Source organism: Craterilacuibacter sp. RT1T (genome assembly GCF_023502145.1).
GTDB lineage: Bacteria > Pseudomonadota > Gammaproteobacteria > Burkholderiales > Chromobacteriaceae > Craterilacuibacter.
On record NZ_JAMFLI010000002.1, the window covers coordinates 253,250 to 267,061 of the forward strand.

At 52.5% G+C, this 13,812-nt stretch carries 15 protein-coding genes; 14 read left to right on the forward strand and 1 reads right to left on the reverse strand.

Features of this window, described 5'->3' with window-relative positions; translation table 11 throughout:
* Positions 1–17: 17 nt before the first annotated feature.
* Together M3P88_RS04995 and M3P88_RS05000 are read left to right on the forward strand one after the other, a co-directional pair.
* On the forward strand, positions 18–326 hold the full coding sequence (locus tag M3P88_RS04995; RefSeq protein ID WP_249614948.1) for a (2Fe-2S) ferredoxin domain-containing protein: 309 nt from the start codon (positions 18–20) through the stop codon (positions 324–326).
* Positions 326–934, forward strand: coding sequence for an alpha/beta hydrolase (locus tag M3P88_RS05000; protein WP_249614949.1), 609 nt, complete (start codon positions 326–328; stop codon positions 932–934). The genes M3P88_RS04995 and M3P88_RS05000 overlap by 1 nt, the downstream gene beginning before the upstream one ends.
* Here M3P88_RS05000 and M3P88_RS05005 read toward each other — a convergent pair.
* Positions 918–1,196 carry a hypothetical protein gene (locus M3P88_RS05005; RefSeq protein ID WP_249614950.1) on the reverse strand — a complete coding sequence of 93 codons (279 nt, stop codon included), beginning with the start codon at positions 1,194–1,196 and terminating at the stop codon, positions 918–920. The genes M3P88_RS05000 and M3P88_RS05005 overlap by 17 nt on opposite strands.
* Before the next feature lie 86 nt (positions 1,197–1,282).
* Here M3P88_RS05005 and M3P88_RS05010 point away from each other — a divergent pair, with 86 nt between their 5' ends.
* From M3P88_RS05010 to epsG, 12 genes are all read left to right on the forward strand, one after another.
* The gene (locus M3P88_RS05010; RefSeq protein ID WP_249614951.1) at positions 1,283–2,698 is read left to right on the forward strand and encodes an undecaprenyl-phosphate glucose phosphotransferase; all 1,416 of its coding nucleotides are present in this window, start codon (positions 1,283–1,285) and stop codon (positions 2,696–2,698) included.
* Between the two features lie 80 nt (positions 2,699–2,778).
* The gene (locus M3P88_RS05015; RefSeq protein WP_283773115.1) at positions 2,779–4,014 is read left to right on the forward strand and encodes a class I SAM-dependent methyltransferase; all 1,236 of its coding nucleotides are present in this window, start codon (positions 2,779–2,781) and stop codon (positions 4,012–4,014) included.
* 120 nt (positions 4,015–4,134) lie between these two features.
* On the forward strand, positions 4,135–5,289 hold the full coding sequence (locus M3P88_RS05020; RefSeq protein ID WP_249614953.1) for an SAF domain-containing protein: 1,155 nt from the start codon (positions 4,135–4,137) through the stop codon (positions 5,287–5,289).
* Positions 5,290–5,304: 15 nt separating this feature from the next.
* On the forward strand, positions 5,305–5,535 hold the full coding sequence (locus M3P88_RS05025; RefSeq protein WP_249614954.1) for a hypothetical protein: 231 nt from the start codon (positions 5,305–5,307) through the stop codon (positions 5,533–5,535).
* Positions 5,532–6,590 (forward strand): hypothetical protein, encoded by a 1,059-nt coding sequence (locus M3P88_RS05030; RefSeq protein ID WP_249614955.1) that lies wholly within the window; start codon positions 5,532–5,534, stop codon positions 6,588–6,590. Before M3P88_RS05025 ends, M3P88_RS05030 begins: the two co-directional genes overlap by 4 nt.
* Positions 6,591–6,728: 138 nt before the next feature.
* Positions 6,729–7,859, forward strand: a complete 1,131-nt coding sequence (locus M3P88_RS05035) for an outer membrane beta-barrel protein (RefSeq protein ID WP_249614956.1) — start codon at positions 6,729–6,731, stop codon at positions 7,857–7,859.
* Between the two features lie 114 nt (positions 7,860–7,973).
* A complete protein-coding gene (epsE, locus tag M3P88_RS05040; protein ID WP_249614957.1) occupies positions 7,974–8,801 on the forward strand; it encodes a polysaccharide export protein EpsE in 828 nt (275 codons plus the stop codon).
* Between the two features lie 57 nt (positions 8,802–8,858).
* On the forward strand, positions 8,859–9,740 hold the full coding sequence (locus M3P88_RS05045; protein WP_249614958.1) for an EpsD family peptidyl-prolyl cis-trans isomerase: 882 nt from the start codon (positions 8,859–8,861) through the stop codon (positions 9,738–9,740).
* A 95-nt stretch (positions 9,741–9,835) separates the two neighbouring features.
* Positions 9,836–10,711 (forward strand): exosortase B, encoded by an 876-nt coding sequence (gene xrtB / locus M3P88_RS05050; RefSeq protein WP_249614959.1) that lies wholly within the window; start codon positions 9,836–9,838, stop codon positions 10,709–10,711.
* Positions 10,701–11,384 carry an exosortase-associated protein EpsI, B-type gene (gene epsI, locus M3P88_RS05055; protein ID WP_249614960.1) on the forward strand — a complete coding sequence of 228 codons (684 nt, stop codon included), beginning with the start codon at positions 10,701–10,703 and terminating at the stop codon, positions 11,382–11,384. The genes xrtB and epsI overlap by 11 nt, the downstream gene beginning before the upstream one ends.
* A gap of 130 nt (positions 11,385–11,514) precedes the next feature.
* Positions 11,515–12,906: a chain length determinant protein EpsF gene (gene epsF / locus M3P88_RS05060; RefSeq protein WP_249614961.1), complete on the forward strand. Its 1,392-nt coding sequence runs from the start codon at positions 11,515–11,517 to the stop codon at positions 12,904–12,906.
* 15 nt (positions 12,907–12,921) lie between these two features.
* Positions 12,922–13,812, forward strand: coding sequence for a chain length determinant protein tyrosine kinase EpsG (epsG, locus tag M3P88_RS05065; RefSeq protein WP_249614962.1), 891 nt, complete (start codon positions 12,922–12,924; stop codon positions 13,810–13,812).

The following is a 13,812-nucleotide window of genomic DNA, read 5'->3' on the forward strand; positions in this document are numbered from 1 at the left end:
ACCTGAGAGAAAGCCGTATGAGTTTTTACGACAAGCATGTGTTCATCTGTTGCAACCAGCGCGCCGCCGGCGACGATTGCTGCAACAATCACGGCGCCAGCGAGCTGCTTGGCTATATGAAGGACAAGGTCAAGGCGCTGGGTCTGGCTGGCGAAGGGCAGATCCGCGTCAATAAGGCCGGCTGCCTCGGTCGTTGTGATGCCGGTCCGGTGATGGTGGTCTACCCCGAGGAAACCTGGTACACCTTTATCGATCAGGAAGACATCGACGAAATCGTGGCCGAACATATGGTGGCCGGCCGGGTCGTGCAAAGGCTGAAGATCTGATGCTCAAGGCGCTGAATAAGCTGGTGGTAGCCGGCCCGGCCGGTGCTCTGGATACGCTGTATGTGCCTGCCGTCGGGGCGGTGCAGGGCGTGGCCGTTATCTGCCATCCTAATCCGCTGCAAGGCGGGACACATGGCAATAAGGTGGTGCAAACCGCGGCACGCGCCCTGTCGCAGATGGGCTATGCCTGCTATCTGCCCAATTTGCGCGGTGTGGGCGACAGTGCGGGTCAGCATGATTATGGTGTGGGTGAAGTCGACGATGTCATCGCCGTGGCCGGGCATGCGCGCGCCGAACATGGAGATGTGCCCTTGGTGCTGGCCGGTTTTTCCTTTGGTGGTTTTGTGGCCGCCAGAACGCACGCGCGCATCGAGGCTGACAAGCTGCTGTTGATGGGGGTCGCGGTGGGTAAATACCCGATTGAAACGCCGGCGGTGCCCGCGGATGCACTGGTGATACACGGGGAAGAGGACGAAGTGATTCCGCTTTCCGATGTCTTTAACTGGGCGCGTCCGCAAGCCTTGCCGGTTGTGGTGTTGCCCGGCGCCGGCCATTTCTTTCATGGGCGGCTGATTCAGCTGGCGGCACTGATCAAGCGCTGCTGGTAAAAAGTTGCTTCTGCATTGCTATCCAACCGGCCTGCAAGCCTGATCTTGCCGGCCGGTTTTCTTTTTTAGCTACACCGGCCATAAGCTGTTTTAGCGCCTGCCTTTGGGCCATGTGCGCCTGCCGCAACTGCATGTTGCGGGCACTTCTTTGTGCCTGTCCTTGCTCGTTGTCACTCTCTACTTTTGACCTGATCGCGCCTTCACCATCTCGTGTATCCAGACTTGATGGAAGTATCTGATTGATATTTTTTTGTGATTTCATTTATCCAAATTGACATGGTCTGATCCGTTTCCTAGAACGGGGAGGGTGAAGTCTGGCATGTCGCCGGCAGTGGATGGTTGATGCCCATGGACAATAATATAAAAGCTTTGAGCAAGCTGATGTTGCAACCCGATAGCCATAAACTTGGCCAGCCTGCGACCAACCCGATTATCGTCACCATTTCCTCGTTGATAGATCCTGCTGTATTCACTGTGATGACACTCGTCATCCCTTTTGCGTTGCAAGGTCGTGTTGCGCCGCCCTATTTATTATGCGCCGTGGCCGTATTTTTATTGACGTTTCCCGGTAAGGCCCGGCTTGAGTCTGGTTTCGGGGGGGTGGTTTTTGGCGTAACCAAAACCTGGCTGCTGGTGTGTGTCGTTTTGCTGGGTGTTTCCTATCTGGTGCATGCCGGTTATTTATTTAATGAGCGCATGTTGAGCCTGTGGTTGTGGTTGCCATTGGTTAGTGCACTTTTTGCTCACGCTTTGTTTCGCTTTATTGTGCCGCGATTCTTGTTGCAGCAAAAGAAAGCCGTTTGTGTTGGCATGACATCGCATGGTTTGATTATGGCGCACCGTGTGCGGCATGCCCATCTGTCTGATATTAAAATACTTGGCTTTTTTGATGACAGAGCCGGTGAGCGTGTTTCAAATGAAGAGTTTTCCTTGCTTGGTAAAGTTGATGCTTTAGCTGACTATATTAAGCATCATAAAATTGATGTGATTTATGTCACGTTGGCGATGACTAGCCAGCCGCGTATTTTGCAGATGCTGGACGAACTGCGCGATACCACGGTTTCCATCTACTTTGTGCCGGATGTGTTTGTGACCGACCTGATACAAGGCCGGGTAGATAGTCTATGCAATATGCCTGTCATTGCAGTATGTGATTCACCATTTAGTGGCAGTCATTCTTTTATTAAGCGGGGTAGCGATATAATATTGTCTATTCTGATCATGATATTGATCAGCCCGATTATGCTAATGGTAGCCATTGGTGTAAAACTGAGCTCGCCTGGTCCTATTGTATTTGTTCAGCGTCGTTATGGTTTGAATGGCGAAGAGATATATATTTATAAATTTCGTTCAATGACAGTGTGCGAGGATGGTGGTGTGGTGAATCAAGCCAAAAAGAACGATAGTCGAATTACAAAATTTGGTGCTTTTATTCGTAAGTCGTCTCTGGATGAGTTGCCACAGTTTATCAACGTTTTACAAGGTCGTATGAGTATTGTCGGGCCGCGTCCGCATGCGGTTGCGCATAATGAGCAGTACCGCAAGCTAATTAAAGGTTACATGGTGCGGCATAAGGTGAAACCGGGGATTACCGGTTTGGCGCAGGTGTCAGGTTGCCGTGGTGAAACAGAAACAGTGGACAAAATGCGCCAGCGTATTGAGTACGATATTGAATATCTGCGTCGATGGTCGTTAGGACTAGACCTGCAGATTATTTTTCGTACGGTGATGACCGTATTGAAAGGTGATAAGCAAGCGTATTGAGATGGTTTTGATTTGGGAAAGCAGCTTGGTCTGTCTTGCCTGGTGTGGAGTGTCACGGATAGAAATAATGGAGAGATGCTATGCATACAAATTGTCGTTTTTGTGGCCACTCTGCACACCATGTGCTGGCGGATTTAGGCATGCAGCCCTTATCCAATGCTCTGCGCAAGGAAGAGCAAGCCAATGATATGGAGCGTTACTACCCCTTGGGTGCTTTGGTTTGTGAGAATTGCCTGCTGGTTCAAGCGCCAGGCAGCGAGGAAGCCAGCGAAATTTTTTCTGAACACTATCCGTATTTTTCATCCTGCTCCGATACTTGGCTTGCCCATGCCAAGGCGTATAGCACGGCCATGACCGAGCGCTTTGGTCTGAATCAAGACAGTCTGGTGGTCGAGATTGCCTGCAATGACGGCTATTTGCTGCGCTGGTTCCAAGAGGCCGGTATTCCGGTTTTCGGTGTGGAGCCCACGGCGGATACGGCAAATGTGGCCAAGGCGCTGGGTATTCCGGTTGAGACCGAGTTTTTTGGCCGCGACTATGCCGCTAGTCTGGTTGCGCGTGGTTTGTCTGCCGATTTGATGCCGGCCAATAATGTGGTCGCCCATGTGCCGGATATCAATGATTTTGTCGGCGGTTTTGCCGTGCTGCTCAAGCCGGCAGGGGTGGCGACCTTCGAGTTTCACCATGCCCTGCATCTGCTGGACAATCTGCAGTTCGATACGATTTATCACGAACATTTTTATTACCACTCGTTAACGACCTTCAAGAAAATACTCGAGCACAACGGGCTGGCACTGTTTGATGTGGAAGAACTGCCGACCCATGGTGGTTCGCTACGCGTATTTGCCCAGCGTGCCGATACTTGCGCCCATCCGGTCAGTGAGCGCGTACAGCGCCTGCTGGATGCCGAGCATGCCGCAGGGCTGGATCAGCTATCGACCTATATGGGCTTTAATAGCCGGGTTGTCGCGCGCAAGCAGGAAATCCTGCAGTTTTTGATTGATGCCAAGCGTGAAGGCAAGGTGATGTGTGCCGTGGGGGCGCCGGCCAAGGGGAATACCTTGCTCAATTATCTGGGGGTACGCAGCGATTTTATCCGCTACACCGTCGATCACACCCCGGCCAAACAGGGAATGTATTTGCCTGGCTCGCATTTGCCGGTCAAGGCACCGGAGCAGATCTTTATCGACAAGCCGGATTATCTGGTCATCTTGCCGTGGAACTGGAGCGAGGAGCTGATGCAGAAGTTTGCCGGTATTCGCGAGTGGGGTGGCAAGTTTGTCGTGTTCTGCCCCGAAGTCAAAGTGCTGGATTAAAGGCAGCAAAACGGTTGACCCGCTGGTATATCGGCCACTGTGTCAGGGGCTGGGTGTGGTTGTACCAGCGGATCTTACCGGTTTAAGTCAATCCAAACAGGCCGCTGGCGGCAGGATTATATGAACGCATTATCTTCACCGGCACGGGTCGGTATTGTCGGCACCGGCCCCATGGCACAGAGTTTTGCCAAATTGTTGCAGCGCCACTGCCCTGATTTGTCGCTGGGGGCGGTGCTGACTCGGCGTGAGCCGGATAGTGTGTCCGGTTTTGATCCGGCTTGTCTGACCGTTTCCTTGCCGGCCTTGCTGGATCAATCCGACATTGTCGTCGAGATGAGCGGAGATGTGTTTCATGGTTCCCTGGTGGCTGAGGCCGCGCTCAAAGCCGGCTTGCCGGTAGCGACACTGAATGCCGAACTGCATGTGACTACCGGCTCTTATCTGGCAGGTTTGGGCGTGTTTAGCGAGGCCGAGGGTGACCAGCCCGGATCGATTGCCGCGCTGCATGAAGACGCCTTGGCCATGGGTTTTACCCCTTTGGTGTACGGCAATATGAAGGGCTTTCTCGACCTTAACCCGTCGCGCTCCAGCATGGCTTACTGGGCTGAACGCCAGGGCATCAGCCTGGCCAATACCACCGGTGCAACCGATGGCACCAAGGTGCAGATTGAACAGGTATTGGTTGCGAACGGCTTGGGCGCGGGCATTTTATCCCAGGGTTTGGCAGGCCCCGCCTGTGCCAGTCTGGCCGAGGGTGCGGCTGTTTTGGCGCGTCAGGCGCAAGAGACAGGCATGGTTATTGCCGACTATGTGCTGGCCGAAGGCTGGGCACCGACCGGCGTGTTTATCGTTGCGCGCCATGATGCAGATCTCGCGCCCTTGCTGAATTACTTCAAGCTGGGGCCCGGTCCGGACTACCTGCTGGTCAAACCGTATCACCTGTGTTCGCTTGAAGTTGCCAAGACTGTGCGTCGCCTGCTTGCCGGCGGCAAAGTGTTATTGAATAACGGCAAGCGGCCGCGCTTGGGGATGGGCGCGATTGCCAAGCATGATCTGCCGGCAGGTATGTTGCTTGAGCGTGGTGCCGGCAGCTTCGATGTGCGTGGCGTGGCGCTTGAACTCGCGGCACAAGCTGATCATGTGCCATTAGGTTTGCTTGCGGGTGCGCGTCTGGCCAGACCGGTCGAGGCGGGGGCGCTATTGCGACTGGATGACGTTGAATTGGTAGAACACCCGGCGATGGGAATGGCGCTGGCGCATACAGCTACTTTTTGACTCTGGGGAGGGCATATGATCAGCGATGTGATTGCGGCTTATCATCCAGCGGCCCTGTTGCGGCGTCTGGCCGATGTGCTACGTACGCCGGACGTTGATGTCAGAGTCCATATCAGACAAATTAACGGCCGTCTGTCCGGGGATTTGAATGTCTTATACCTGGATACGATCGATGCCAAGTTGCTTGGCTACGGCGAGCCGGATCATGCCGCTGTGGCAGCCATAGCGCAGGAGGCTTTCCGATGAGGCGGCCGCTTGAGCTGCTGGTAGTCTCGGCTCTGGTGTTGATGCATGCCCCTGCTTTTTCCGCCTGTGCGCCGTTTGTGTTTACGAACGGTGTCGCGCCGCCAGCATGCTGGCGTCCGTTCTCACTCCTTAGTCCTTTTAACAAACCGCTGCCGGCAAATCCACGCCTGCATCCGGATAGCAAGGCGCTGGTGGCATGGCTGGGAAAGGCGTCACTGCCCGGGCCGAATGATCTGCAAGTGATCGATACCGTGCGTGCACCCGAGCTTGACTATTCCAAACCGACCTACTATTCACGCCCCGATGATCCTGAATACCGGCTGTTGTTTACCATGCCGTATGCCAATAAGGCACTGAACGGGACTGCATTGCGTATTCCGGCGCAGGCCTTGCCTGCTGGGGGGCAAGACGCACATATGACGGTGATCGATCCGGTGCGTGGCTTGGTCTTCAGCCTGTTCGGTGTGCGTAGTAAGCCGCTGCACGGTGGCGTGCTAAGCGCGTTTGCCGGCGGTGTGCAGCCCTTGTCCAGTGACGGGGTGGGTGGACATGGCGGCACTTCTGCCGGCTTTTCTAATCCACTGGGCCTGATCCGCGGGGCGGAGCTGATGGCAGGGCGGATTGATCACGCCTTGTTTGCCGTGGTGGATTGCACCAACGGGCAGTGGCAATGGCCAGCGGTGGGACCTGCGCTTGCTTGCGGTGCGAGTCCGGTTTACAACGGCATGCATTTTTATCTGGATATGACGCCGGCCGAGATCAATGCCCTTGAACTGCCGCCTTGGCGCAAGACGATTCTGCGTGCCATGGCCGAGTATGGCATGTTTGTCGGCGATACCAGCGGCGGGCAAGGAGCACGCTGGCAGGTGCAACCCGAATCCGGTCGTACTTTCTCGAGCTTCGGGAAGGCCATCCCCTTGGTCGAGTTCGCTCGGGAAAATGGCATCCCTTATGGGAATGGCCAGTACCGGATGAACCTGCGTGACGGTATTGATTGGGGACGCCTGAAGGTGCTTGCGCCTTGCGTGGCGCGTGACGGCTGTTTGGCCAATTGACAATTGGGCTTGGTAATTGCAAATGCTGCTCTATGATTAATACATAAAAACATTGTCGTGTTTGGCGGGCCGTATGATGGCTCGTCTGTACATAGGGGAATCCACATGCCTTGCCAGCGGTCAGTTTCTCTGCGGCAAATGCCGCCCGTCCTATCCATCGTTGCCGCTTTGCTCTGCGCGCACGGTTATGTTGCCGCCGATGCTTTGGACACGGTGCAGTTACGTGCAGCAATGCGCTTGGTTCATGACGATAACCTGTTTGCCCGGGCCGAAAACCAGAACCCGGTCAGCGATTGGTTGGCCCGTGTCGAGGCCGGCGTACGGCTGGATAAACAGTGGAGCCGGCAGCGCGTGTTACTGGATGCAGGGCTTGTCGACTATCGTTATCGTGATTTTGATAACAACGACTTTACCGCCATCCCTTATCAGGCCGCTTGGCAGTGGGGGATTGGCAACGATCTGAGTGGCGAGTTCAGCTTAGAGCGCGACGAAAGCCCGGATCTGACCGATCCCGCATTTAGTGCCAGCACAGTCAATGTCAAAAAGCGCGACACCCAGCGTGCCAGCGTGCAATGGCAGATGCTTTCATCGTGGGCCTTGCTCGGCTCGCTGGATCGAAACAAGGTGAGCTATAGCGCGTTGACCGCATCGCCGGACGAGACGGTACGCGCAGCCGAACTTGCTCTGCGCTACCTGAGCGGAAAAGGCAGTTTTATTGAACTTTCCCAGCGTGAGGGCGAGGGCGAGGAGCAGTTGTCCGGCGACTTCAAGGAGCGGCAGACCCGCTTGTCGGCTGAGTGGGTCGTCAGCGACAAGCTTAAATCATCACTGGGCTGGGGGCATTTGTCGCGCAGCTATCAAGATCGCTCTGAATTCGATTATTCAGGCGCTACCTGGCAAGCAGGACTGCGCTGGCAAGTAAGCGGAAAGCTGGATCTGAGCCTGAGCGCCGATCAGACGATTGAGTCGCAGCTCGCTTTTCGCTCGCGAACGGTACGCAACTGGTCTTTTGATCCGCGCTGGCAGATTAGTCACCGGGTCAGTGCACGGGCAGGCTATCTGTACTCGAGTGCCGCTTATGAGCGGGCATTGCCCGGGCTTGGCAAGCGCGACGACCGTACCCGGGTGGGCACGCTAGGTATGGACTGGCAGCTGACTGACCCGCTCAAACTGAGCGCCGAGTGGCAGCATGAAAAACGCAGCTCTAGCTACCCCGGCCTTGATTACATACGGCAACGTTACTGGCTGGGTATGGCGCTGGCTTTCTAATCTGGCGCTTATATTTAATTCATATATTGAAAACTCTCGTCATTGTTCTATCAATAAGCATAGTTATCCAGTGTTGCGCAGTCATGTGCAGCTGGCCATCACGAGGAGGCATATATGTCGCAGTCAGTCACTTCCCCTTGCAAGCGCGTGTTCAGTACTTTGTTGATCTTTGCAGCGTTGACCTCGACGGCACAGGCCGCTTCGGTCAATGAATACCGTCTGGCTGCGGGTGACCAGATCCGTGTGCAGGTATTTCAAAATCCCGATCTGGCACTGGATACGCGGGTAGGCGAAAGCGGTTTTATCAGCTACCCCCTGATTGGCAAGGTCAAAGTCGGCGGGTTGCCGCTGGAGAGTGCCGAGACGCTGGTCGCGGCTGCGCTGAAAAAGGGCGGCTATGTGCAGCAGCCGCAAGTCAATATTTCCTTGCTGCAAGTGCGCGGCAATCAGGCATCGGTACTCGGTCAAGTCAATCGTCCCGGCCGTTTCCCGCTGGAGACGACCACGACGTCGGCCACTGATTTGCTTGCCCAAGCCGGCGGGGTCGCCCCGGGCGGCGCGGACACGATGGTGCTGACCGGTATGCGCGACGGCAAGCCGTTTCGTAGTGAAATCGACCTGCCGGCACTGTACCGGGTGTCAGGGCAGGGCGCGGTGCCCGATGCCCCAGTCATGATGCCGGGTGATGTGCTCTACGTAGACCGGGCGCCGGTTTACTACATCTATGGCGAGGCGCAGCGTCCTGGGGCCTTTCGTATAGAGCGTGGCATGACGGTTCAGCAGGCTCTGGCACAAGGTGGCGGGCCTACGCCGCGTGGTACGGAATGGCGTTTGAGCATTAACCGAAAAGGTGCGGATGGGAAAATGATTCAGCTGAACCCGGCTCTTTCAGATCTGGTCCAGGCCGATGATGTAATTTATGTGCGTGAGAGTCTGTTTTAACTGCTTTGCTCTAAATTGATGTCTGTTGTTGGCTGATGAATGTGGGAGCTTACCTTAATGCAAATTAAATTACTTTCCAGTCGCTGGGGCCTGTTGGGTATGCCGTTCATTCTGGTACTTGCAGGCTGTGGCCAGCAAGAAGCCAAATCGGCCACTCAGGTTGCCGCCATTGTTAATGGTAATGAAATTACAGTTCATCAGCTAAATGCAGCTTTGCAGTCTGTGAATCCGCTGCCTGCCAGCGATAAAAACGCTGTGCAAAAGCAGGCGCTGGAGCATCTGATTGAGCAGCGCTTGCTAAGTGATAAGGCGGTAGCTGAAAAACTGGATCGTGACCCTCAGGTCATGATGGAAATGGAGAACGCACGTTTAGATGTTTTGGCGAAAGCATGGATAAATAAAACTCTGAGTCAGCAAATAAAACCAGATAACCGGGCTGCTGTTAATTATTACAATAGCCGACCTGAACTTTTTGCTGAGCGCAAGATTTTTCGTTTGCATAATGTGTCATTTGCTAAGCAGCCTGGCTTGGCCTCTCATTTGCAGTCCGAAATTGATTCGGGCAAGTCTATAGCCGACATAGTTGCTTGGTCGAATGGTAAAAAAATATCTGCCAATATAGAAAGCGCTACTGTCGGGGCGGAAGCACTCCCGATGGGCGCGTTAAAGAAAATATCAGTTTTAAATGAAGGTGAATTGTTTCTGCTGGACGGGAAAAATTTCGTCACTATTGTTCAGCTTGTGGCCTCGCAGCATGCGCCTGTTTCCGAAGAGGTTGCCTTGCCGCAGATTCAGGGTGTTCTAATTGCTGAGCAGCGCAATGAATTAATGGGTAAGTTGATTTCTCAGTTAAAAAGCGAGGCAAAAATTGAAAATAAATTAATTAACGATGGCAAGCCTACGCAAATTATTCCATTGGGTGATGGCGGCAAACAATAAAGGGTATTCATCTTATTAGATGCATGGTGTGAACGTATTTGTGTATTTTGTACTTCTACCATTCAATTGTATGCGGCTGATTCAGTGGTGTAATTATGGAAATATTTGCCAAATATTACAGTGAAAAAAGTGCAATTTTATTGCCGTGGATATTGTTAGGATCGGGTTTTTGTCTGTTATACATACCGACAGTATGGACGCTAATGCATGGCTTGTGGGGGAGTGAGCAGCAAGGGCATGGTCCTATTGTGTTGATGGTATGTATATGGTTGTTTTGGAGAAAAAGAATAGAGGTGGCTGGTGCGGTATTCTCCAGTAGCAAAATTTATTCTTGGGTTTTATTATTGGCGGGTTGCTTGATCTATGCGCTTGGACGCTCCCAGGGAATCTTGATTCTTGAAGTTGGTTCTAGTCTTTTTCTGGTCGCGGGTTCCGTGCTCTTACTGCGTGGACCTGCTGCATTACGCTTGCTTTGGTTTCCTGTTTTTTTCATGTTGTTTCTTTTGCCTTTGCCTATCAGTGTGGTTGATGCTTTGACGCAACCCATGAAAATGGCGGTTTCATGGGTTGCCGAATTTATATTGTTTCATGCGGGCTACCCGATTGCACGCACTGGTGTCATGTTGCAGGTCGGTGCTTATCAACTACTGGTTGCCGATGCCTGTGCAGGATTGCAGACACTTTTTACGCTTGAGGCGATGGGCTTGCTTTATCTCAATATTGTTCGGCATAGTTCCTTGCTGCGTAATGTTGGTTTGGCGATTTTAATTATACCTATTAGTTTTGTTGCAAATGTGGTTCGTGTTTGCATTTTAATTTTGGTTACTTATCATTTTGGAGATGCCGCCGGCCAGGGTTTTTTGCATGGGTTTTCTGGTTTGGTGCTTTTTGTTGTTGCATTGTTATTGATTATTGGCATGGATAGCCTGTTACGATTTACTGGAAATAGGGGGGCTGCGCATGTCGCGTGATATTCGCGTGGCCATATTGGCTTTTGTCCTGATGTCGATTGCTGCTTTTTTAGCAGTAGCTTTGGCGCCTACGCAGTATTTGTCTCAGGCGAGAGGAGGATTTGATCTGGCTACTGTTATTCCTCCCCGTTTGGGAGAATGGCAGGAGGATGTAAATGGTCCGGTGGTCGTTCTTAATCCACAGCAACAGGCCATCATCGAAAAAATATATACCCAGACATTAGCTAGAACGTATGTAAATCGTAAGGGTGAGCGTGTGATGCTTTCTATCGCTTACGGTGCAGACCAGCGTGATGGCATGCAGTTGCATTACCCTGAGGTCTGTTACCCTGCCCAAGGTTTCGTGATCCACAGCAATGTGCGGCAAGATGTCACGCTGTTAGGTAAAAAAATCCCAGTCAGGCGCTTAGAAACAACCTTGCGAGAGCTGCGTTATGAGCCGCTGACTTACTGGTTTACTGTCGGTAATTATCCTTTGGCGGATAGTTGGAAAAAAAAGCCGGCAGAATTGGATTACAGTTTGCGTCGCCGACTGATACCCGATGGTTTGTTGGTTCGTGTGTCGTCTATCGGGCGCGATAGCGTGGCCGCTTATCATTTGCAAGATGATTTTATCCGTCAACTGGCTAAAAGCATGGCACCTGTTCATAGAGATCAATTTTTTGGTATCTAAATTAAATAATTGTGCCATATTTAATATGGTTGAATCGCGCTTTGTTGAGTTTTAGTGGTGGGGTTGTAGTGTGTTTCATCTGGCTTTGGTTGGAGTTGAGTAAGACAAGTTGCAAGGACAAGGGCACATTATGAATTTATATCAACTACTACAAGTCTTGAAGGCCAGGCGCCGCTTGGGCTTTCTGGTTCTTGGTCTTACGGTCTTGACGGCGCTGGTCGTGAGTTTACTCCTGCCTAAGGAATACACCGCGGAAACCTCCGTCGTTTTGGATGTGAAGTCGCCAGATCCTGTTGCGGGCATGGTGTTGCCCGGCATGATGGCGCCAGGTTATATGGCAACCCAGGTTGATATTATCAATAGTGAGAGAGTCGCACGTCAGGTTGTTCATCTATTGGGGTTGGAAAAGAACTTGACAATACGCGAGCAATGGCTTGCGGAGACAAAGGGGCGTGGGCAATTGATGGAGTGGCTATCCACGTCGTTAAAGCAAGGTTTGACCGTTGTTCCATCCAGAGAAAGCAATGTTATCAGTATTGAGTTTTCAGCAACCGACCCGCAGTTTGCGGCGACAGCCGCGAATGCCTTTGCCCGGGCTTATATCGATACCAATATTGGTTTGCGGGCCGAGCCGGCACAGCAATATGCGCAATGGTTTGATGGCCAGACCGTCATACAACGGCGGCAGTTACAAGCGGCACAAAAGGCTTTGTCTGATTTTCAGCAAAAAAGTGGCATTGTCGCCGGGGATGAACGTCTCGATTATGAAACGACCAGACTAAATGAACTATCCAGTCAATTAACTCAAGTCCAGTCCCAGACGCAGGATGCAAAAAACAAGCAGCGTGGTGGTAATGATACCTTGCCTGAGGTGATGCAAAGTCCGCTTATTATCCAGCTAAAAACAGATATTGCCCGTAGTGAATCGCAGTTGCGAGAACTGTCGGCAAAAACCGGCATTAATCATCCACAAGTACGAAGCATGGCTGCCCAGTTGGCTAATCTTAGGCAGAGTCTGGCTGAAGAAACACGCAAGGTGCGTATTGCTTTGGGTACCAGTGGGCAAGTTAGCCTATATAAAGAGGCAGACTTGAAAGAGGCGATTGAGTCTCAGAAACAGAAAATTCTTGAATTAAAGAAGCAGCGTGATGCGATCAGTGTGTTGCAGATGGAGGTGCAGAACGCCCAGCGTGCCTTTGATGGTGTCAATCAGCGCGCTTCCCAGAGCAAGCTGGAGTCGCAGATGGTGCAAACCAACGTCAGCATATTAAACCCTGCCATCGAACCCCTATTGCCGACGCGGCCTAAAATAATTCTGAACGTGCTGGTTGCCATTTTTCTTGGCACCGTGCTGGCGATCGCTGTCATGCTGCTACGTGAAATGATGGATAGGCGAGTGCGTAGCGTGGAAGACCTGGTGTTACTGAGTGGAGCACCTTTACTGGGTGTGGTGCAGGATGTTAGCTATTCCGCTGCTTCACCTCGTCTGCACCAGAGTCGTTCTCTTCCCTCTAAGCCTTAGCGCGAGGTATTAACTATGTCCGACTTGTCTCCTCCGCGTCTGAGTGAAATTGTGTTAGCGAGTGAAAAAGGTTCTAACTTGCGCAGTCTGGGTGACATTCTGGTGCGTGATGGGTTAATCAGTGCCAGTGACATTGCCTTGATTGCCAAGTTTCAGGAAGAACAGGGCATACGCTTTGGAGAAGCCGCCGTACGTTTAGAGCTGGTGAGCGAAGCCGAATTGATGCAGGCGCTATCGCGTCAGTATGACTATCCCTATTTAGACAGGGGAGATGACAGTATCAGTGCGGAAGTGGTTGCCGCATTCGATCCTTTTTCTCCTGTTGTCGAGCAATTGCGTGGCTTACGCAGTCAGTTACTGGTTCGCTGGTTCGGAGAGAAAAAGCACAAGACTTTGGCGCTGGTCAGTCCAGGCTCCGGTGAAGGACGTAGCTTTCTCAGTGCAAATCTGGCGGTTCTCTTTGCCCAGTTGGGGGAGCGTACCTTATTGATTGATGCCAACTTGCGTGAGCCCTGCCAGCACCGCCTATTTCGTCTGGGCAATCGAGCTGGCCTGGCCAATTTATTGGCGGGGCGCTGTGAACTGGATGATGCGATTGATCATGTTGCGACATTACCGCATCTGAGTGTAATGCCTGCTGGTATGGTGCCGCCCAATCCACAGGAGCTGCTAAGTCGCCCACGCATGGGCGAATTGTTAATTCTGTTGCGTCAACATTTTGATGTAATTTTGCTGGATACGCCGCCGGCATCCGGTATGGCGGATGCCGGTATTGTCGCGCGCTGGGCAGCCGGCGCCCTGATTGTAGCCCAACGCAATCAAAGCTCGGCTTCTGCCTTATCGGCGCTAGCCAAGGATCTGGAGCAGGCACAAATACCTAGGGTTGGCTGCGTGATTAATCGCTGA